At 44.8% G+C, this 21,622-nt stretch carries 18 protein-coding genes; 7 read left to right on the forward strand and 11 right to left on the reverse strand.

Annotated elements, in window-relative coordinates; translation table 11 throughout:
- The first annotated feature begins 79 nt into the window (after window positions 1-79).
- A complete protein-coding gene (gene aroB, locus MUK70_RS24365; RefSeq protein ID WP_234658409.1) occupies window positions 80-1,114 on the forward strand; it encodes a 3-dehydroquinate synthase in 1,035 nt (344 codons plus the stop codon).
- A gap of 88 nt (window positions 1,115-1,202) precedes the next feature.
- Complete coding sequence (locus tag MUK70_RS24370; protein ID WP_234606076.1) at window positions 1,203-1,778, forward strand: DUF4136 domain-containing protein; 576 nt, start codon at window positions 1,203-1,205, stop codon at window positions 1,776-1,778.
- Between the two features lie 109 nt (window positions 1,779-1,887).
- Here the strand turns inward: MUK70_RS24370 and mraY are convergent, their stop codons facing one another.
- The 5 genes from mraY to rsmH form a co-directional block, all read right to left on the reverse strand.
- Window positions 1,888-3,102: a phospho-N-acetylmuramoyl-pentapeptide-transferase gene (mraY, locus tag MUK70_RS24375; RefSeq protein ID WP_234605908.1), complete on the reverse strand. Its 1,215-nt coding sequence runs from the start codon at window positions 3,100-3,102 to the stop codon at window positions 1,888-1,890.
- Between the two features lie 83 nt (window positions 3,103-3,185).
- On the reverse strand, window positions 3,186-4,664 hold the full coding sequence (locus MUK70_RS24380; protein WP_234658408.1) for a UDP-N-acetylmuramoyl-L-alanyl-D-glutamate--2,6-diaminopimelate ligase: 1,479 nt from the start codon (window positions 4,662-4,664) through the stop codon (window positions 3,186-3,188).
- 7 nt (window positions 4,665-4,671) lie between these two features.
- Entirely contained in the window at window positions 4,672-6,816 is a 2,145-nt protein-coding gene (locus MUK70_RS24385) for a PASTA domain-containing penicillin-binding protein (protein ID WP_234658407.1), read from the reverse strand.
- A 60-nt stretch (window positions 6,817-6,876) separates the two neighbouring features.
- A complete protein-coding gene (locus MUK70_RS24390; protein WP_234605905.1) occupies window positions 6,877-7,302 on the reverse strand; it encodes an FtsL-like putative cell division protein in 426 nt (141 codons plus the stop codon).
- 22 nt (window positions 7,303-7,324) lie between these two features.
- Window positions 7,325-8,242, reverse strand: a complete 918-nt coding sequence (rsmH, locus tag MUK70_RS24395; RefSeq protein ID WP_234658406.1) for a 16S rRNA (cytosine(1402)-N(4))-methyltransferase RsmH — start codon at window positions 8,240-8,242, stop codon at window positions 7,325-7,327.
- A gap of 140 nt (window positions 8,243-8,382) precedes the next feature.
- Here rsmH and MUK70_RS24400 point away from each other — a divergent pair, with 140 nt between their 5' ends.
- The 4 genes from MUK70_RS24400 (at window position 8,383) to MUK70_RS24415 (ending at window position 13,297) form a co-directional block, all read left to right on the forward strand.
- The gene (locus MUK70_RS24400; RefSeq protein ID WP_234658405.1) at window positions 8,383-9,630 is read left to right on the forward strand and encodes a peroxiredoxin family protein; all 1,248 of its coding nucleotides are present in this window, start codon (window positions 8,383-8,385) and stop codon (window positions 9,628-9,630) included.
- Window positions 9,631-9,779: 149 nt separating this feature from the next.
- On the forward strand, window positions 9,780-10,244 hold the full coding sequence (locus MUK70_RS24405) for a MarR family winged helix-turn-helix transcriptional regulator (RefSeq protein ID WP_026631983.1): 465 nt from the start codon (window positions 9,780-9,782) through the stop codon (window positions 10,242-10,244).
- 16 nt (window positions 10,245-10,260) lie between these two features.
- On the forward strand, window positions 10,261-12,666 hold the full coding sequence (locus MUK70_RS24410) for a 3-hydroxyacyl-CoA dehydrogenase/enoyl-CoA hydratase family protein (RefSeq protein WP_234658404.1): 2,406 nt from the start codon (window positions 10,261-10,263) through the stop codon (window positions 12,664-12,666).
- 181 nt (window positions 12,667-12,847) lie between these two features.
- Window positions 12,848-13,297 (forward strand): RrF2 family transcriptional regulator, encoded by a 450-nt coding sequence (locus MUK70_RS24415; protein ID WP_234605898.1) that lies wholly within the window; start codon window positions 12,848-12,850, stop codon window positions 13,295-13,297.
- On the opposite strand, the gene MUK70_RS24420 is transcribed toward MUK70_RS24415, so the two are convergent.
- The 6 genes from MUK70_RS24420 to MUK70_RS24445 form a co-directional block, all read right to left on the reverse strand.
- A complete protein-coding gene (locus MUK70_RS24420) occupies window positions 13,292-14,899 on the reverse strand; it encodes a hypothetical protein (RefSeq protein ID WP_234658403.1) in 1,608 nt (535 codons plus the stop codon). The genes MUK70_RS24415 and MUK70_RS24420 overlap by 6 nt on opposite strands.
- Before the next feature lie 4 nt (window positions 14,900-14,903).
- On the reverse strand, window positions 14,904-15,851 hold the full coding sequence (locus tag MUK70_RS24425; protein WP_234658401.1) for a glycosyltransferase: 948 nt from the start codon (window positions 15,849-15,851) through the stop codon (window positions 14,904-14,906).
- Window positions 15,852-15,907: 56 nt separating this feature from the next.
- On the reverse strand, window positions 15,908-16,984 hold the full coding sequence (locus tag MUK70_RS24430) for an NAD-dependent epimerase/dehydratase family protein (RefSeq protein WP_234605890.1): 1,077 nt from the start codon (window positions 16,982-16,984) through the stop codon (window positions 15,908-15,910).
- A gap of 239 nt (window positions 16,985-17,223) precedes the next feature.
- Window positions 17,224-17,475, reverse strand: coding sequence for a hypothetical protein (locus MUK70_RS24435; protein WP_234605888.1), 252 nt, complete (start codon window positions 17,473-17,475; stop codon window positions 17,224-17,226).
- A gap of 77 nt (window positions 17,476-17,552) precedes the next feature.
- Entirely contained in the window at window positions 17,553-19,283 is a 1,731-nt protein-coding gene (locus tag MUK70_RS24440) for a M3 family oligoendopeptidase (protein WP_234658400.1), read from the reverse strand.
- A gap of 90 nt (window positions 19,284-19,373) precedes the next feature.
- Complete coding sequence (locus MUK70_RS24445) at window positions 19,374-20,603, reverse strand: cation:dicarboxylate symporter family transporter (RefSeq protein WP_275975540.1); 1,230 nt, start codon at window positions 20,601-20,603, stop codon at window positions 19,374-19,376.
- 177 nt (window positions 20,604-20,780) lie between these two features.
- Between MUK70_RS24445 and MUK70_RS24450 the strand changes: the two genes are divergently transcribed.
- Complete coding sequence (locus MUK70_RS24450; protein ID WP_234658399.1) at window positions 20,781-21,620, forward strand: heme/hemin ABC transporter substrate-binding protein; 840 nt, start codon at window positions 20,781-20,783, stop codon at window positions 21,618-21,620.
- The last annotated feature ends 2 nt before the right edge of the window (window positions 21,621-21,622 follow it).

Consider the following 21,622-nt stretch of genomic DNA (forward strand, 5'->3'; position numbering starts at 1 on the left):
TTAAAAACCTGACAATCAACGCATCCATTATGGCGCATTCATCGTATGTGTTACGAGCGCCGTCTCACTAAATAGTAGAATGAACGAGTCTGTTATTATTGCCCCGATCAGTGAAAGTTTGAATACATTTTTGAGTTCGTCTGAGTATTCCAAAGTATTTATAATAACGGATAATCAGACCAAGAAGCATTGTTATCCTCATTTAAAAGCGGTTTTGCCAGGACATAGTGTTGTCACCGTCCCTAGTGGAGAATCGAATAAATCGTTGTTGACCTGTGAGAAAATTTGGGATGCGATGACAAAGGAAGGTTTGGACAGACATGCTTTGGTCATCAATGTCGGAGGTGGGGTGATCGGAGATATGGGCGGATTTTGTGCCGCGGTTTACAAGCGTGGAATAGATTTTATACAGGTGCCGACGACTTTGCTTTCGCAGGTGGATGCAAGCGTTGGAGGTAAATTGGGGATTGATTTCCAGGGGTTTAAAAATCATTTAGGTGTTTTTAATTTACCTGAAAGAGTGCTGATCGACCCCGTTTTTTTAAAGACATTGCCGGAAAGAGAAATCAGGTCTGGCTTTGCAGAAATCATTAAGCATTGTCTGATTGCGGATGCTGCGAAGTGGCATGAGATCAGACAAAATGATTTTGAAGAGCAAAACTGGACGGATCTGATTGCACATTCGGTAAAAATTAAGCAATCGGTTGTAGATCAAGATCCTACGGAAAAAGGTTTGCGAAAAATATTGAATTTTGGACACACACTTGGGCACGCAGTAGAAACTTGTTTTCTGAACAAACCGGCTAGCCAGAGACTATATCACGGTGAAGCGATTGCAGTAGGTATGATTATGGAAAGTTATCTTTCTTTTTCAAGAAAGATGATTGACCAACAGACACTTACCAATATTGAAGAGTTCTTGTTTGCCACCTATGGCAAGGTGAACATCGAATCTGAGGATATTGAAGAAATCATTGCCCTGACACGTCAGGATAAGAAGAATAAGGGTAACGAAGTGCGGTTTTCATTGCTTAAAGGAGCAGGGCAATGTGATTTTGATATAGTGGTTTCTGCTTCTGAAATGCGTAAATCAATAGCTTATTATTTGGGATAGTTTTAAAAGATATCTGGCATAAGTTATTGGTTTGTAGGATTGTAAAAATACATTCTTGATATATATTATTCACAACCTGACAATTTAAATACTTATGCTAAGGTCAATTTTTACTTATGTCGCTTTACTCCTGGTTATTATTGTAGCGGGGTGCTCCAGTGGTCGGAAAGTGTTTGTGGAGCACGATTACAGTTATGAAACCAATTTTAAGGATTACTCTTCTTATACATTTTTGGAATGTGAGCGAGACACTAACAATCTCTGCACAGAAATTTACGAGGCGATCCGCCGTCAAATGCAAGTAAGAGGCTACAAGCTTACCGCTGAAAAGCCCACGTTACTCGTTAACTATGGTATTTTCTATGATAACCTGCGTTATCAGGGTTATATGCAGCCCGTCATCAAAAACTGGGTGGATACGGAAAACGACGGTTTCCGTTATGAACCCATCAAATACGCATTAGATAAAGGAACGCTCATCGTCTCCCTGATCGATGCCGAAAGCGACCAGGTTGTATGGAGAGGCTATGCATCCGGAATTTTCAAAGGCGTCGAAAACTCCAATAACCATTATAGAAGTGTTGTCAGAAGGATTTTTGACCAATATCCGCTGTTTGCGAAAGGTTACGATCCGAGACGTTACAGCGAGGCGGTAGGGCGGTAATTTAAACTGTCAGCCTAAGCATAACCTCCCTTGTCACACTGAGCGGAGTCGAAGTGCAGGTACATCGTGCAAGCACTTCGACTCCGCTCAGTGTGACAAGTCAAGTAATTTATCTCAACTTCAAAGTCGCCAGCGTCAAAATCGCCAAAATAATCCCTACAATCCAGAAGCGGGTAACAATCTTCGATTCATGAATGCCCTTTTTTTGGTAATGATGGTGTAGCGGGGACATTAGGAGGACTCTTCGGCCTTCGCCGTATTTTCGCTTGGTGTATTTGAAATAGCTGACCTGGACAATTACAGACATGTTTTCAGCTATGAAAATCCCGCACATAAACGGGATCAACCATTCTTTACGGATTGCCAGCGCAATAACTGCGATTACTCCGCCAAGCATTAAGCTTCCTGTGTCGCCCATGAAAACCTGGGCGGGATAAGCATTATACCAGAGAAACCCGACGCAGGCCCCTATAAATGCCGCGCAAAAGATCACGAGCTCACCAGAATTCGGGATGTACATGATGTTCAGATACTGCGAGAACTTCGTGTTTCCTGACAAATAGGCTAAAACGCCCAGTGTAAGCGCAATAATCCCGGAAACGCCTGCTGCGAGACCGTCGATCCCATCGGTAATGTTGGCTCCGTTGGAGACGGCCGTGATGATGAAAATGGCAATAATAGTGTAAATAACCCAGGTGTATTCTTCTGGTAACCAGCCGAAAAGTAATGCTTTGTAATCAAATTCGTTATTTTTTATGAATGGGATTGTCGTTACCGTCGGGTGAATAATGTCGCGGTAACGCTGGATTTCTCCTAAATTGGAGCTTAGCAACGGCTGCTCGTAGATCCGGATCCTTACATTATCATTGAAAGAAAGTGTAAGGCCGACGATCAAACCCAATCCAACCTGGCCAACAATCTTGAATCGTCCATGAAGGCCGTCTTTGTTGTTCTTGAATTTTTTTAGATAATCGTCCACAAAACCGATCATCCCTGTCCAAAGCGCTGTGATAATGAGCAGGACAATGTAAACATTACTCAGTTTTGCAAAAAGCAGCACGGGAATGAGCAAGGAAGCCAGAATAATAAAACCGCCCATAGTCGGCGTTCCTGCCTTTTCCATCTGACCGGCCAATCCCAAATCCCGGATTGTCTCGCCCATTTGCTTCTTCCTCAGAAAGTTAATGATGGTTTTTCCGTAAGTCGCGGCGATGAAAAGGGATAAAACCGTGGCTCCCAGCGCCCTGAAAGAAATGTATTGGAAAACACCCGCTCCCGGGATATTGAAGTGCTTGTCGAGATAATCGAATAAGTAATAGAGCATGAATAATGTATTGGGAATGACTTTGCAAAGTTGGTTCTTTTCAAAGACTACGCAAAAAGGCAATTGGATTTTTAACGCCGATATCAGGAATTACGCTCAGCAAAAGCTTCAAGCAAAACTTCCTTATCGTCGAAATGATGTTTTACGCCCTTGATTTCCTGATAATTTTCATGACCCTTTCCCGCTATTAAAATAATGTCCCCGGGATGCGCTTCTTCATAAGCCCGGTTAATGGCCTCATGCCGATCCTCAATCACAGAAGTTTTTTTGTAATCCAATGGCGGAACGCCTTTTCGCATTTGTTCCAAAATATCCAGAGGATCTTCGTAACGCGGATTGTCGGATGTAAGAATAACGCGGTTACTGAATTTGCAAGCAATAGCAGCCATTTTGGGCCGTTTTTCAGCATCCCGGTTTCCCCCGCAACCCACAACTGTGATCACCTTTTCATTGCCGCTCCGCAAATGGTTGATCGTTTCCAACACATTTTCCAGTGCGTCGGGCGTATGCGCGTAGTCCACGATCCCGACAATGTTGTCAGTTGAATGAAACTGCTCAAAACGTCCCGGAGGACTTTTCAGGTTGGAAAGCTCCGTGAGCACCGATTCCGGTCTTTCTCCCAAAAGAACCGCCGCACCATAAACGGAAAGCAAGTTATAAGCATTAAATCGCCCGATCACCCGAAACCAGACCTCCTGCATATTGATGTCCATATGCATCCCAGCCAGCGTATCCGAAATAATTTTTCCTTTAAAATTCGCCAGTGTTTGCAAAGAATAGGTTTCCACCTTGGCTCTTGTATTCTGCACCATTACAGCTCCACGCCGGTCATCCAGATTTACAAGTGCGAAAGCTGTTTTAGGAAGCTGGTCGAAGAAGCCCTTTTTTGCCTTAATGTAATTATCGAATGTCTTGTGAAAGTCGAGATGATCGTGGGTAATGTTGGTAAAAATGCCTCCTGCAAAATGCAGACCGGTAATGCGGTGTTGTGCAACGGCGTGAGAGCTCACTTCCATGAACACGTGGCTGCAATTCTTTTTCTGCATTTGGGACAACAGCTGGTTCAATGCAACTGCGTCCGGCGTGGTGTGCGTGGATGGAATCACTTCGTCCTCAACCTGGTTTTGAACGGTCGAAATCAGGCCGCAGCGATAACCCAGCGCGCGGAAAAGTTGGAATAGGAATGTCGCAACAGATGTTTTACCATTTGTTCCCGTTACGCCAACAAGTGTGAGCCTTTGTGATGGGTTATCATAAAAGGCAGCGGCAATTAGCCCCATCGCTTCCGCTGAATCCGGAACCTGAATGTAAGTAACATTGTCACTCAGGCTTTCAGGTAACTGTTCACACAAAATCGCTGCTGCGCCAAGCTGCACTGCAGTGCCAATGTATTGATGTCCATCCGTTTGTGTTCCCCTGAGGGCTACGAAAAAGCTTCCCGGCAGCACTTTTCTGGAATCCAGGATAATGCTTTTTATTACTACTATATCAGAACCGGTAACATTGGCCCCGGCCACGCCTATCAGGATATCACTTAAAATTTTCTCTGGGGTGCTCTCCATGCAGGAATTACTGTAATGTTAATAGGATCGTTTTGTTGCTTCCGGGGTTGGTGCCAGGTGGCAGCGATTGTTCCACCACTTTGCCCGAGCCTTTAAATGTGACATTGAATCCTTTGTTTTCCAAAATATACAATGCATCGCGCATTGCTAATCCTTGGAGATCAGGCACATCCGGGGAATTCATATGGCGCTTCTGCCAATTGGTTTTTCCTTTTTTCAAAAGAGACGCAGCGGCATATTCACTGCCTGCCGGAACGGGTGTCAGTTTCAACTCTTTGCTGATTACATTCAGATCTTCCGAGCGCCCAGCCCATTTCACGTCTTTGGAAACCTCCGGCAACGAATCTTTGATCGGTTTCTGGATGCTCATATCGTACGCATAAATGCGGTCAGCCACTTCTTTGAAAACAGGCGCCGCAACGCTTCCTGCATATAATGTGTAATTGGCACCCGACCCTTGCGGTGTGTCGATGATCACAATAGCGCTGTACTTTGGCTTATCGGCAGGGAAATAACCGGCAAACGAAGTGTAATATTTTCCGGGCGTATAAATGCCATTGATCAGTTTCTGTGCTGTTCCGGTTTTGCCAGCGATCTGGTAAAGTTCAGAGCTGATGTTTTTCGCCGAACCAGCTTTGACAACGCCTTCCAGCATTTGCTTCACTTTTTTAATGGTCTCGGGAGAGGCAATAGGCTTATCTTCAACGTATGGCGGGATTTTGTCCTCAACGCCTTCTGCATTTCTGATCTCCCGCACGATCATCGGCCTCACCCAATAACCGTCATTAGCAACTGCATTGTAAAGAGCAAGGGTTTGCAGCGGGGTCATTGACATCTCGTAGCCGTACGACATAAAGGTCAATGAATAGGCGCTCCATTGCTTGGATGTGCGGTCTTTAATGTAAGGAGGTTTTTCTCCTTTCATGTGAATGCCTGTCGGTGTAGTCAGGTGGAATTTTTTCAAATAGGAAAGATATGCGTCTGGTTTTGAAAAGAAATAGCGCTGCATGAGTAAATGCACGCCAATGTTGGACGATTTTTCAAAAACCTGTGTGGCTGTCAGAACGCCGTGTCCGCCTCTTTTGGAATCATTAATAGACGTTCCTCGGAAACGGACCGAGCCAGCTCCTGTATTCACCGTGATCTGATCCGGGTTCATTTTTGTTTCTTCCAGAAGTGCCATCATGGTCGGCAATTTGAAAGTTGAGCCTGGATCTGCTCCGCCGGCAACGGCATAATTAAAAACCTCCTCATATTTGCCTTCTCCGCGTTTTGTCAAATTGGCCATCGCACGGATTTCGCCGGTTGCTACTTCCATAATGATCACGCAACCGTAATTGGCTTTGCTTTCGATAAGTTTTCTGCGCAAAGCAATTTCTGCCCGATCCTGGAAATTCATATCCAGCGTTGTATAAATATCCCTTCCGGCTTCGGGCTGTACATTCAGCGCATCGCCGACTGGGATTTTCATGCCGCCTTCCACCATTTCAACCCATCCTATGCCCGCTTTTCCTTCAAGATTTTTGTCAAAACTGGATTCCAGCCCGATGTAGCCGCGTCCGCTTTTCGGGTCGATGCCACCAATGGTCCTGTCCGCCATTGGGCTAAATGGTTTATAGCGTTTGTAGATCGTTTCAAATTTACCGCCGCCGCCTTTTCTGTTTTTGACAAAAAACGGCCATTTCTTGATCTTTTCACGATCCAGATGGCTAATCTGACGGGATTTAAGCCTTAGATAGCGTTTATTTTTGCTCACGCGATAGCGCATGATCTTGTTTTTATAACCGGCCGCAGTATGCTCTCCAAAACTTTTGGCAAGTAAGGACGACAGCTCATCAATGTTATTTCTGAAATAAGCCGAATCAGCCACTTTCGTATCCAAACCGACATAATAATAAGGGAGCGACGTGGCCAGAAGACGGTCATCAACTGAATAAATGTTCCCGCGCATGGCCGGAATGGTGTCGATTTTTAAGTCATTTTTGGCCGAATATTCCGCCCATGTTTTGCCTTTGAATTCATCGTAATACTGAACACGGATCAGTTTACCAAAAACCGCTATGGCCAGTAAAAACAAAAGCCAGCCCACAGTTCTTGCGCGGGCAATCAGCGCTTTCTTATTATTCTGACCGCTTTCAACGTCGTTCTTCATTACTTCTTAGAAGAAATTTGAGCTTATAAAGATTGAGTATATTTCAGGTGCCGGGGCCGACTAATCGTCTTCTTCCGACTTGATAATGATCTTTTTGGGAGGGATAAGGTTTTCTTCCAAACCTTCGGATTTTACTTTTTCAATGATCACCGACTGCAACCCGCTTTTCATGTATTCAGCGTGAATGGACGTGTACTCAGCCCGGAGATCGTCCACTTCTTTTTTTAGCTTAATGCTGTTGCGGACATATTGTTCAGACTGAAAACCAATCCGTTCGTAAGCCACGAGCAGAATCACAATCCAGCCAAAATAATAGAAATATTTAACCGGAAGCCGCTCTTCTTTACCCGGTGCTTTTTCACCAAAAACCTTGTCCAGCGGCAAAAACTTGTTCAGCCAGTTGAATAAATGATATTCCCGCTTGCGCTTCGCAGGCTTTGGAGGCTTAGGCGGAATGGGCTTAGGTCTTCTTTTGTTTTCCGACATTTCTCAAGTGGGATTTTTGAAATTATATTTTCTCTGCTATTCTGAGCTTCGCGCTCCTGGCCCTCGGATTTCGTGCAACTTCTTCATCGGATGCTTCCACCGGCTTTCTGGTAACGCTGCTAAGGGGCCTAATCGCATTTCCATAGAAGTCCTTTTCTAACTCTCCGTCAAATTTTCCTTTTAAAATAAAATTTTTGACCAAACGATCTTCCAGCGAATGATAGGACATCACAACCAATCGCCCGCCTGGATTAAGCACTTCCGGGACCTGCGTCAGAAACTCTTCCAGAACCGCCAGCTCATCATTCACTTCAATCCTTAATGCCTGGAACACCTGAGCAAAATACTTGTTTTCACGGTGCTTAGGGGCATATTTGAGCAAAATCCCTTTCAAATCCGCGACTGTGTCAATCGGCGTGCTATGTCTGGAAGTAAATATTGCTTCGGCCGCTGTTCGGGCATTGGTAACCTCGCCATACATGCCCAAAATCCGCTGTAATTCAGCCGAAGACCGTGTATTGATCACTTCTCTGGCCGTTTTTTCAATGTTCGGGTTCATACGCATGTCCAAATCCGCATCAAACCGGGTGGAAAAGCCTCTTTCCGGGGTGTTGATCTGGTGTGAAGAAACGCCCAGGTCTCCCAGGATTCCGTCCACTTTTTCGGCCTTATGCAGTTTGAGATAGCGCTTCAAATGCCTGAAATTGGCCGCTATGAATGTAAATCGTTTGTCGTCGTTGAATTCCGCTGCATTGGCTGCGGCATCGGGATCCTGATCGAAAACCAGCAGTCTGCCTGTCGTCAGTTTTTCAAGAATGGCCCGCGAATGTCCGCCGCCGCCAAAAGTCACATCCACGTAAACACCCTCCGGTTGAATGTTAAGCCCTTCCAGGCATTCGGACAACATGACAGGCTCGTGATATGTACTTTGTAAATCCATTTGTTAAAAGCAACGTACTTAGGAACTAATTCTTGCCAGGAGGCAGTTACAAACTTAGCAATTTTCAAGCGTACGAATGGCTGTCGGCAAAGGATTTAATTTCGGCCGCTTTTCGTCAAATTAATAACAACCCACTGTATATGAGACTAATTGGTCAGATTGCTGCAAGCCTGATTTTATCTGTATTGATCAGCTGTAATTCTACCGAACAGCCGGACCTGAAAACCGGCACCTGGCGCGCAACATTGAGCAGGGATGTGAACAGGATTCCATTCATTATGGATGTGTCTAAAAACCCGGACGGGAAAACTTATTCTGTTGTGGTTATCAATGATACAGAAAGGCTCAAAATGGACACCGCATTCTTTCAAAACGATTCGCTGGTGATACCTATGGAGCTTTTTGATATGAAAATCATTGCAAAAGCAGAAGGAGAAAAGCTGAAAGGAACTTATTATCGCTATGCAAAAGGCGTAGTGGCAGGTTCAATCCCTTTCGAAGCGGAGTTTGGAAAGGACTATAAATTTTTCAAATCAGGTGAGGCAAAGAGCACAAAAACCGTTGCCGGGAAGTGGGATGCCACATTTATAACAGAGTCAACAGGCGACACGACGCAATCCGTAGGGACATTTATCCAGAATGGAACGGATGTGAAAGGTTCTATACTGACTACAACGGGCGATTATCGCTTCCTGACTGGCAATGTAAATGGTGACAGTCTGTTTTTGTCCACATTTGACGGCTCCAATGCCAAGCTTTTCAAAGCAGCCATCCAAAGCGACGGCTCGTTAAAAGGCTCCATGTGGTCGGGCGTGAAAAGTTTGCGAAGCTTTACTGCCTCGAAAAACGATAAAGCGAAACTGCCTGATGCTGCGAGCCTCACTTACTTAAAGCCAGGTTATGAGACGGTTGACTTCACATTTCCCGACTCGGAAGGCAAGCCTGTTTCATTGAAAGATCCAAGATTTAAGGACAAAGTCGTGATCATTCAGATTATGGGCTCGTGGTGCCCGAATTGTATGGACGAAACTAATTTCGTAGCGCCCTGGTACAAAAAGAATAAGGACCGCGGTGTTGAGGTTGTTGGCTTGTCCTTTGAAAGATCCGATGATCCAAAAGTTTCCAATCCCAAGATCAAACGCATGATTGAACGCATGGGAATCGATTATCCAATCCTTTTGGCGGGAACCAACACCGACGAAGCGACTGCGAAAGCATTACCCATGCTGAACAAGGTAATGTCTTATCCTACAACGATTTTTATAGACAGAAAAGGAAAAGTGCGCGAGATCCACACAGGTTTCTCTGGTCAGGGGACGGGCGCATATTTTGATGAATTTGTGACTGATTTTAATGGCCTGATGGACAAGCTGATCGCAGAAAAATAAATTTAATATTGTTCATTTAAAAACGCACTGTCCAACTCCGGGCGGTGCGTTTTTTATGAAACTAAAATTAGTATGCTTGCATAATAGTGAGCTGATTTCTTACATTTGTGACAAGGGGCACTCCTGACACCATTAAGCTTTCTCCGACGATGCGCAAGGAAAAAACGATTGATTTCCAGATAAAATGGGCCTGGCATTCGATTTCCAGAATGTACAATGCTTATGCCGCACGTTTTGATACAACCATGGCTGTGGGCTATGTATTGCTCAACATTGACATTGAAAACGGCACGCCCGCAACCAAAATAGCCCCTTTGCTCGGCATGGAGCCACGAAGTCTGGTGCGGATGCTGAAAAACCTGGAAGAACGCGGGCTGATCAAACGGGAGGTAAGTGAACAGGATAAGCGGTTTGTCCGGATCGTGCTGACGGATTTAGGAAAAGAAAAACGGGAACTGGCGCGGGAAGGCGTTATTTCTTTCAATACTATGATCAGGGATAAAATTCCGCTGGATAAACTGGTCGTTTTTTTTGATGTAATTAAGGATATCAACAAACTGGTGGAAGAGGAAAATCAAAAACTCAAAGCCGGCGAAATAGAAGAAGAGCTTTAAACCAAACCTTTAAATAATGAATCGTTCAATTCGTAAAGTAGCCGTTTTGGGCTCGGGCATTATGGGATCGCGCATTGCTTGCCACTTTGCCAATATCGGTGTGGAAGTTTTATTACTCGACATTGTTCCGAAAGAGCTTAACGACGCCGAAAAAGCAAAAGGAATTACCAACGAACACCCTGCTTTCCGAAACAGGATCGTGAATGATGCATTACAACAAGCTATAAAAGCATCCCCGGCGCCACTTTACAGCCCGGCTTTTGCCTCACGCATTAAAACGGGAAACTTCGACGATAACCTGGCCGATATCAAAAATTATGATTGGGTGATGGAAGTCGTTGTGGAACGGCTTGATATTAAGAAAAGTATTTTCGAAAAAGTGGATGCCTTACGCAGGCCCGGAACGCTGGTAACATCCAACACATCCGGAATCCCGATCCATTTAATGGCCGAAGGCCGTAGCGATGACTTCCGGAAGCATTTCTGCGGAACGCACTTCTTTAACCCACCGAGATATTTACGCTTACTTGAAATCATCCCGACGCCGGAAACCGATCAGGAAATTGTCGATTTTCTGATGCATTACGGCGATCTTTTCCTGGGTAAAACGACCGTTTTGGCGAAAGACACACCGGGTTTCATTGCTAACAGGCTGGGAATCTACGCATTGATCCAAACAATCCGTGTTGCGGCTGAAATGGGGCTGAGTGTGGATGAAGTGGATAAGCTTACTGGTCCTGTTGCCGGACGTCCAAAGTCAGGCACATATCGCCTTTCGGACGTTGTGGGATTGGATACGACGGTTCATGTTGCCAATAATTTATATGCTTCGGGCGAAGGAAAAGATGAATCGCGAGATGCCTTTGTAGTTCCGGATGTGATGCAGAAATTATATGATAACAAATGGCTTGGAGACAAATCGGGACAGGGTTTTTATAAAAAAATAAAGGATGACAAAGGCAAATCCGTCATTCTTGCATTGGATTTCGATACATTAGAGTACAAGCCTTCTGAAAAAGTCAAGTTTGAAACATTAGAGGGCACCAAGGCCATCAGCGACGTTTCGAAGCGTTTCCCGGTGCTGATCGCGGGAAGGGACAAAGCGGGAGCGTTTTACAGAAAGACTTTCTCGGACATTTTCAGATATGCATCCTTGCGAATCCCTGAAATATCAGATGAAATCTTCCGGATCGATCAGGCTATTTCCGCGGGATTTGGCTGGCAATATGGCCTTTTTGAAACGTGGGATGCCATTGGTGTGCAAAATATGCTCTCTGTCATGGAAGGCCTGGATATGAAGCCGGCGGACTGGGTTTACGAAATGGTCGCAGCTGGCAATGAGTCATTTTATAAAGTGGAAAACGGCAAGCGTTCGTATTACGACATTGTTTCAAAAACATATAGGAAAATTCCTGGTCAGGAGAGCTTTATCCTGCTTAGTAATCTCACTAACAACATTGTATGGAAGAATGCAGGGGCAAATCTGTATGACATTGGCGACGGAATTCTGAACCTGGAATTCAAGTCAAAGATGAATACAATGGGTTCCGAGGTGATTGAGGGAATCAATAAAGGCATTAGTCTGGCAGAAAAAGATTTCCGTGGATTGGTGATCGGTAACGAGTCCAGTGAGGCGTTCTCTGCGGGTGCGAACCTGGCAATGCTGTTCATGTTCGCTATCGAGCAGGAATTTGATGAAATTAATATGGTCATTGCGCAATTCCAGCAAACCATGATGCGGGCGCGCTATTCTGCCATTCCGGTGGTCACTGCGCCGCATACATTGGCGCTGGGTGGTGGTTGCGAGCTTAATTTACATGCGGACAAGGTTGTGGCGCACGCTGAAACTTACATGGGACTGGTGGAATTCGGCGTTGGCATTATTCCCGCGGGCGGCGGCACGAAGGAAATGGCGCTCAGGTGCTCGGATATGTATCATGCGGGAGACACGGAATTGAACATTTTGCAAACCGCATTCATGAACATTGCGCAGGCGAAAGTTTCGACCTCGGCTCAGGAAGCGCGTGAAATGAATTATCTGCAGGACAAAGACCAGATCGTTTTAAACCGGTCGAGATTGATCGTGGAGGCGAAGCAAGCGGCAATTGAGCTGGCAAACAATGGATATACGCAGCCTAAGCAGCGTAATGACATTAAAGTGCAGGGAAAAACAGGCATCGCATTGTTCATGGCCGGTATCGCGCAGATGCGTCTGGCAAATTATATTTCCGATCACGACGCTAAAATCGCCAACAAACTTGCTTATGTAATTAATGGCGGTGATCTGAGCTATGCGCAGAATGTTACCGAACAATATCTGCTCGATCTGGAAAGGGAAGCCTTCCTGTCGCTTTGCGGTGAAAAGAAAACACTGGAAAGAATGCAAGGCTTGCTGAATGGTGGTAAACCGCCTAGAAACTAGTCAAACGGTGATTTCGATTTCATTCGGAAATTTTCAAGGGAATTATTGTTTGACCAATTAATGTTCTGCAATTAGCAGGATATTCGGTGAAATGTTCGATATTTAGAGTTGATCATCCTGAATACGGGATGGAGCCGATTCGCCTATATGCTACATCGACTATAAAGTACATTTAAGGACAATGATTTCAAAAAAAGCAAAATACGCGCTGAAGGCTTTAAAGGTTTTGGCTGAACAATATGGGAAAGGCCCTGTGCTGATCTCCTATATTGCTGAAAAAGAGAAGATTCCAAAGAAATTTCTGGAAGCGATATTGCTTGACTTGCGTAATAATGGTGTTTTGCAAAGTCAGAAAGGAAAAGGCGGCGGATATCTGCTGCGTATCCCACCCGGCGAAGTCAATTTTTCAAAGGTCCTGCGGATTATCGACGGCCCCATTGCACCGGCACTTTGCGTTTCGATGTTTTTTTACGGTCGTTGCGACGATTGTAAGGATGAAGAAACGTGCAGCCTGCGTTCCGTGCTCGAAAGATGGCGTGATGCTAACCTCGCTGTTCTGGACCAAACGACATTAAACGACTTGCTTCAAGCTGAAAACGCACAGCAAACGGATGTTTTGTCACAATTATAGGCGGTCTTTACGCACATACAAGCGTGTGTCATCGAAGTCGCCGATCAGCTTGTAATTGTTTAGGATATATTGAAAAAGCGCAGGGTAACTCTCAATTCCCTGGGCTTTTTTGTTTTGCACCCACATACTATTTTTTCCCACCGCATCCAGCACAATCGCCGGCTTGTTCCGCTCAATGTCGGACAGATAACGGCTTTTATATTTCTCCTGCATCGGATGGCTGAAAATGGAACGTTCCGAATGGTTCTCAGCCGTTCCCTGTGCCAGTTGCGCTTCAACATAATACACACATTGCCAGCCCCATACGACCATGTAGTCATCTGGCTGGCTATATTTTTTCAATTCCAAAACAACCGGACTCTGTGCTAATGTGCGCGCATTTACAGAATCGAAAGCATTTAACCGGCGTTCCTTAATGAAGTGATAAGCATCATTTGAAGCAAACCAGATTAGAACAACCGCAGGAAAAGCAACCGACCATTTCTCAATCCGCGACAAACCATAACCCGCCATTAATGTCCAGGGAATGATGCAGAAATTGAGATAATGTATAAAATCATTGCCGGATTTGGTAACCGCATAAATGCTTGAAAATAGCAGCAAAAGAATAGTTACGGGAATAACCAGGTTCGTTTTATCAGCATTCGGCTTTCTGAAAATCTGGTAGAAAGCGCAGATGATTGGAACAATTAATGCTAATGTAAAGATTTGAAAATCAGTGGTTAATCTAAAAATTCTTAGAAACTGACCAGGGATTTCGAAAAAACCTTTTCCGTCCGCATAGATCGCATTCCCTAAAATGTAAAATTCGATCAGATCCGAAAACACATTAAAAGCGAGTGTCCAGATTAGCATTAGGAGCGGGAAAGTCAAACCTCCCAGGATCAGGAAAATAAGTGGTTTCGATTCTTTTTTTGATTTAAAATATTGAAAACCAACCCATAATCCTGCGACCGCCAAAACCAGCGCCTGGGGGACGGCTTGTAACTTTGCAAAAGGAATGGTGCCAGCCGCTAACCCAAGGAAATATAAATCGCTTTTGAGATTCCCCAAATTTGATGTTGCTTTTGACAGGCACCAGACGCACACGGCAAGTAAAAGAACAGGCAGCTGCTCGCTGGAATAATGCACGAAATCCACTTCCTGCGTAAAAGCCAGAAACAGAATGGGTACAACCGATATTTTGCGTGCAATTGCAGCACCAAACCAATTTTTCAGTGAGTAAAAAAGCAGGAGCAAAGCGCCTCCGGAGCACAAAAGGCCCATGATCCGCCCGGAAGTGTAGTTGATCTGGAAACCCAATAATCTGGGAATTGCCAGCAGATAATTGTCCAGTGGGCCAATTGTAGTCCCGTCTACCGAACGCCAATAAACCGGATCTTTGAAAAATGTAATGGCGTGACTCAGCATCTGGCTCTCGTCGGGATTAAGCTCCCGGTTGAAAACGATGACTGGTAAACGCATGATAATCAGCAGCAAAATGGCTGATGCAAGGTAAATTTTGGTAGGAATGGGTTTGAAAAAAGCCGAGAAGACAACAAACGCCGCTAACGCGTATCCAATAAACCAATAGACCGGCGGGGAGTTGTCGAAAGTGAGCATAGGCTTAACTGAAAGTGTCTACCTTCTCCACAAAATCGCGATAGTGAACGGCTGGGATAAAATGTTGCTGGGAGCGATATTGTAACACCATGAAAACCAAAAACAGCGAAATCAGAAAGGATTGCAGCATCAGGATCATTAATGTGCTACCTAATGTGGATGCCCAGCCCGGTGTTGCATTGCCGATCAGTTTCAAGAAAATGATGAAAATGATAAATGCGATCGCCACGCCTGACATGAAAATGGAAAAAATCAGGATGCGGACTGCGGTCGTATCAACCAAAACTGAAATGGCGCTTAATCCGTGTAAAACAAGGGAAACAAAGTTCATTTTGCTTTCCCCCGCTAATCTTTTCGCGCGGTTGGTCAGCACCGAATCGTAAGGAATTCTGGATTTAATGATGCCGCCAGGATAATTGTTCCAGATCTCCGAAACACGAACCAGATTTTGCAAACGGTTCTGCGGAACAAGACTGAAATTACCGAAAGTGATCACTTTCCCGGTTAACAATTTGAAAAGCATTTTATAGATCACATAAAAAGAACGGAACAGCAAATTTTCCGTGCGCTTGTTACGCTCTGCAAAAATGATCTTGCCGGGTTCTTGTAATGACCTTTCAGCCAGTAAATTAATGTCTGCCGGGGCGTCTTCCCCATCAGCGTCCATAACGATCACTTTATCAGTGGCCATGTGTTCGGCGACGTAAGAGAGGCCTATTGCAATCGCTTTTTGATGGCCCAGGTTGCGGTATAAGCGCAGGACTTTTATTTCTTTTCCTCCAAAACCAGCAAACGGCTGCGTTCTGTCTTTGGACGAACAATCGTCAACGATAAATAGCGTAGTGTTCTCTAAGATTGAGGCGTTGAGATCCGCATTAATCTTTTTTATAAGCAGGTTCAGCGCCTCCCAGTCGTTGAATTGAGGAATGATAATGACAAAATTTTCTGGCATGTGGGAGGAATTTGAAAGCCTCCGAAAGATAACATTCGGAGGCTTCTGAAATGATTTTAAACGGTTTTTACTCCTAATCTCGAAGAAATGCCGTCGTGAATTTGGGTCAATGTCTCAGTCAAGCCGTATTCCCAGTTCCAGCCTGGATAATGTGACTTGAATTTAGAAAGGTCGCTCACATACCAGATGTGATCACCGATCCTGTTTGTTTCTGAGTAAGAATAAGATAATTTGTTTCCTGTAATCTCTTCGCAAAGCGCAATGGCTTCCAGCATAGAGCAGTTGGCAAAACGACCGCCGCCCGCATTATAAACTTCACCCGGACGTGGATTTTGGTAAAAATGCCAGAACATATTTACAAGGTCATGGCTGTGAATGTTGTCGCGAACCTGCTTTCCTTTGTAACCAAAAATCGTATAATGGTTGCCAGTGATCGCACATTTCATCAGATAAGCAAGGAATCCGTGCAGCTGTGCACCGGAGTGATTCGGGCCGGTAAGGCATCCGCCACGGAAAACTGCCGTTTTCATGCCGAAATAACGACCATATTCCTGCACCATGATGTCAGCAGCCACTTTGGAAGCACCAAAAACTGAATGTTTTGTATGATCAATGCTGTGTTGCTCGTCGATCCCGTTCTCGAAATAAGGATGGTTCTGATCGATTTCCCAGCGTGTTTCCAGCTCGATTAATGGCAGATAATTAGGATTATCACCGTAAACCTTATTAGTAGAAGTGAAGATAAACACAGCTTCCGGCGTATGCAAGCGTGTCATTTCCAGCATATTAAGCGTTCCGACCGCATTTACACCAAAATCTGTGAATGGTTCTTTCGCTGCCCAGTCGTGGCTTGGCTGTGCGGCTGCGTGGATAATCAGCTTAATGTCTGTTCCGTATTCTTTAAAAATGGGTTCCAGCTGGCTTACTTCGCGAATATCAGCAGAGTAATGTTTGTAGTTATTGAACTGGTCCTGGATCCTGTTACGGTTCCATTCGGTATTTCCGTCAGCGCCGAAAAAGTATTCTCTTAAATTATTATCAACACCAATTACCAGATCAAATTTGTCCGCTAAAAAAGCAACCGATTCACTTCCTATCAGTCCGGCTGAGCCGGTTACCAAAGCTATATTCATGTTTTTGTATACTTTTAATTGCCTGTTCTTGCTTATTAAATACAAATGTATCCTGCCTCGAATACGTAAAGTAAATTAAAATTGTTCAATTGTCACAACTTCGATTATTCAAAGGAGCTTACTAAAAGGATTATACGCCAAAAGCAATATTAAAATTGTTCAATACGATATAAACACTCTTTCAAAAAAAAGATATCCTCATTTCGGTGAGGATATCTTCAATATTTGGCAGGAAAAAATTATTGTTTTACAACTGCATTCGTTGTGCCGCTATACAATTTGGCACGGATATCATTTACACGCGTTTCCAGTTCAGGCTTCGCTTCGTATTTCAAAGACATTTGGCGTGGCAATGAATCCGGGCTTACGCCATAAACCAATTCGTTGCCAGTATTCAGGTCTTTTTGCTCGATGTGATTGTATTTTTGATAGTCACATGATGAAAGCAATGCAAGACCGGCAACAAATGCAACAATTTTATTGAATTTCATTTCTTTGATCGTTCATATGTAATATGGGCAAAAATAACCGTCATTTTCATAACCACCAAATCAGCCCGGGTGAAATGTTACTTTTTTAATTCGGCCAGTTCATCGCGTACAAATTGCATCAGATCAGTGATATGCTGTTCCGAGAAGTCAAACGGAATGTCAGCGGCCTGGTAAATCTCCCCGATCGTGGCCGTATAGCCCAGTTTCAGGGCATCTAGATATCCTTTAAGCCCTTTTGCAGGGTCCTGGCGGTAATTTTTCCAAACGCCGATCGCTCCCAATTGCGCAATTCCATACTCAATATAATAGAAAGGCACTTCGTAAATGTGCAACTGGCGCTGCCACAGATACTTTTTATAAATTTCAAGACCGTTCCAATCCATCACATGATCTGTAAATTCTTCATAGATCCGAACCCATGCATCTGTGCGCTCAACAGCTGAATGTTGTGGGTTTTCGTACATCCAATGCTGGAATTTATCCACCGTCGCGACCCAGGGAAGCGTTTCCAGAATGGATTCCAAATGCTGGATTTTCGCTCTTTTTAAGTCATTTTCGTTTTCAAAGAACTCATCCCAATAATCCATTGTGATCAATTCCATCGACATCGAAGCAAGCTCCGCAACTTCGGAAGGTGTGTGTTTGAATGAATTCAGCTTCAAATTCCGCGTAACTAGCGAATGCACCGCGTGACCGCCTTCGTGGAGTAACGTAACCATATCACGCAGATTGGAAGTCGCATTCATGAAAATAAACGGAACACCGATTTCATCCAGCGGATAATTATAACCGCCCGGCGCTTTTCCTTTCCTGGATTCCAGGTCAAGGTGTTTCATGTTTTTCATTGTGGTCAGACAGTTTCCCAGAAAAGGATCCAGCCTTGAAAAGCAGCGGATTGTTTTGTCCAGCAACTCTTCTCCCGTCGCAAAAGGCTTCAATGGTGCCAATCCCTGCGGATCCACTTTTATATCCCACGGGCGGAGCTGATCTACTTTCAAAGCAGCTTTCCTGCTCGCAGCCATTTCGTCCAGCATCGGCACAACCGCTTTTTTTACCGAACCATGGAAATTAAAACAATCCTGGGGCGTGTAATCGAAGCGGCCCATGGCAGCAAACATATAATCGCGGTAATTAGCAAAACCAGCATTTGTACCAACCTGATCGCGCAATGTTACCAGCTTGCCCAGCAGCTCGTCCAGTTGCTCGTGGTCGTCGTAGCGCCTGCCGCTGATGGCGCGCCAGGCTTCTTCACGGATGCTCCGGTCGGTGGATTGCAGGCGGTCCGCTGCCTTTTGCAAAGTCATTTCTTCGCCATCCAATGTCACCGTCATAGCGCCGGCAATAGCTCCGTAACGGCGCTCTTTGGTCTGCATTTCGGTGATCAGCGGAATGTTCTCATCGCGGAAGATCTCGATGGCTTTCTTCATGCCCCGCAACGTAATGTCGAAGCCAGGCTCTGTTAATTCGCTCAGATAAGGGCTGTCGACCACTTTTTTGTCCAGAGCATTGCCATATTCCGCCAGTTTGGGCTGGATTTCGGTGATGAAAAATTGCAATGCGTTGATCAGGCTCGTGTTAGCCGTGTCGCAAGTCTGCCGAATATAGCGCCAGGCAAAGTTTTCCGACAAATAAGATTCAATTTCACTGCGGTCCAGAAACCATTGCTGCAAATCTTCCGCAGAATTGATCTCCCTGTTTTTCAGATTTTCAAAAAACGGCTCAACATCTTCCCATTTTTTCAAATCAAATTCTTCTCCTATGAAAACCCGCTTTCCCCGGGTCAGTATGTCAATATTATCCGTTGTCATTTTTTAAAAAGCTTATTACTGTTTTTTCAAAGTTAAAACCGAATTGCAAATTTCTAAACCGAATCCGCCCGTTGCGTTGTGTCCGTCAGGTTATCGGTAAACATTCTCCGTTTGGTTAACATTCGCGAAGGCGTATTCCATTTTGCTTCGGTCAAATTCTTTTTCATTGTTGGCCAGCCAGATCGTCGCCACGCCGTTTCCTATAAAATTGGTGATCGCACGGGCTTCGGACATGAAACGGTCTACGCCTAAAAGCAGGGCCAGTCCTTCCACAGGAATCACTTTGATGGCCGTTAATGTAGACGCAAGCACTACAAACCCGCTTCCCGTAACACCCGCAGCGCCTTTGGAAGTCACCATAAGGATGCCGATCAGCGAAAGGATCTGCCCGAATGTTAGGTGTACATTGAAAACCTGCGCAAGAAAAATGGTGGCCATGGAAAGATATATTGTCGTTCCGTCCAGATTAAAGGAGTAACCCGCCGGAACTACAAGCCCGACAACCGGTTTAGAACAGCCCATCCGTTCCAGTTTGACCATTAAGGAAGGTAAACCGGCTTCCGAGGACGATGTGCCAAGCACGATCAGCAATTCTTCGCGAATGTATTTTAAATACGACCACAGGCTAATCTTATATGTCCTCAAAACAAGCCCGAGAATACCGAAAATAAAGATCGCCATTGTTGCATAAACCGTTCCCATCAGCTTGGCAAGCGGTAATAATGTATCAATGCCGTATTTCCCGATTGTATAAGCCATCCCGCCGAATGCTCCGATCGGTGCGAAGATCATGACCAGGTGCAAAGCGCGGAAAACGTATTTGGAAGCGAAGTTCAGCCATTCCGTGACTTTTTCTTTACCCGAATATTTACTTAAAACAGTTCCCAGCACCAATGAAAACAGCAATACTTGCAGCGTCACATTGTCCAGGAAAAATTGCAACCAGCTGAAATCCTGCACTTTGCTGGTAAATGCAGACGCATCGCCCTTTTGTAAATTGCTCGTCACCACGCCTTCACCCGGCCGGATCACATTCGCAACCACTATACCCACGATCAATGCCAACGTCGTCACCACTTCAAAATAAATCAGCGCCTTAGCGCCTACTTTCCCCACCTTTTTCAAGTCGCCCATCCCGATGATCCCTAATGTAATGGTCAGGAAAATGATCGGATTGATGAAGATTTTGACAATTGAAATAAAACCCTTCCCGAGAATCTCCATTTTCACGGCCTGCTCAGGAAAATAATGTCCCATTAAGGCGCCGGCCGTTATGGCTGTAAGAACCCAGAAGGTAAGATTGGTGAATAACTTTTTCAATAGGATACGGGTCTAAGGTCGGAGCGGTTCGCGCAAGTTTTGAAGTTACAATAATAAAAGTCCGAGGAATTGTTTCAAGAATGGAAAAGTAAATTTTTCTTAATTATTTATATTTGGTCTAAATTATAATTTTATATTTGCCTCACAACCGAATGTTAAAAAGACAGTAACACCTCCATGCGAACGAATTATTTCCGCCGGGCCTTAACCATTATTTTGCTGTTTAGCATAACAATGATCCACGCATTGGCAGGTCCGGGACAGCGCATTGTGTCGGCAAATGGAACTTTGAGTGAGATCTTATGTGGGTTGGGACTGGAAAATCAATTAGTTGGGGTAGATGTAACAAGCACTTATCCCGCTTCTCTGGAAAAAATCCCTAAAATAGGTCATAACAGGACCATTGCGGCGGAAGGGATCTTGACATTAAACCCGGATGTGATCATTTATACAGACCAAAGCTTGTTGTTGCCCACGGTAGTAAAACAGCTCAGCAGCAGCGGCAAAAAAGTGGTCGAGTTCAAGCATGAATATTCCAAAGAAGGTGCGATTAAGCTGATACGGGAGGTGGGTGACTATTTTAATGCAAAGCCACAGGCGGAAAAGCTCGTAAAATCACTTCAGACGGATCTCACGAAGGTTAAACCTAATGCTGCACCCAAAAAACTCCTTTTTATATATGCCAGGGGAACGGGGACATTGATGGTTTCCGGGACAGGCACTTCTATTGATAAAATGTTCACGCTGGCAGGCCATAAAAATGCAGTCAACGGATTTACAGAATACAAACCACTAACCGCAGAATCCTTAATAACGGCCAATCCCGATGTGCTTGTGCTGTTTTCGAGTGGGCTGGAAAGCTTGCAAGGCATGGACGGATTGCTGAAAGTGCCGGGCGTTGCGAATACAAATGCAGGTAAAAACCGAAAAGTGATCTCGATGGATGGCCAGTTGCTGACCGGCTTCGGGCCACGGCTTGGCAAAGCAGCCCTTGAATTATCGCAAAAAGTAAAATAGCA

It is taken from the genome of Dyadobacter chenwenxiniae, assembly GCF_022869785.1.
GTDB classification, from domain to species: domain Bacteria; phylum Bacteroidota; class Bacteroidia; order Cytophagales; family Spirosomataceae; genus Dyadobacter; species Dyadobacter chenwenxiniae.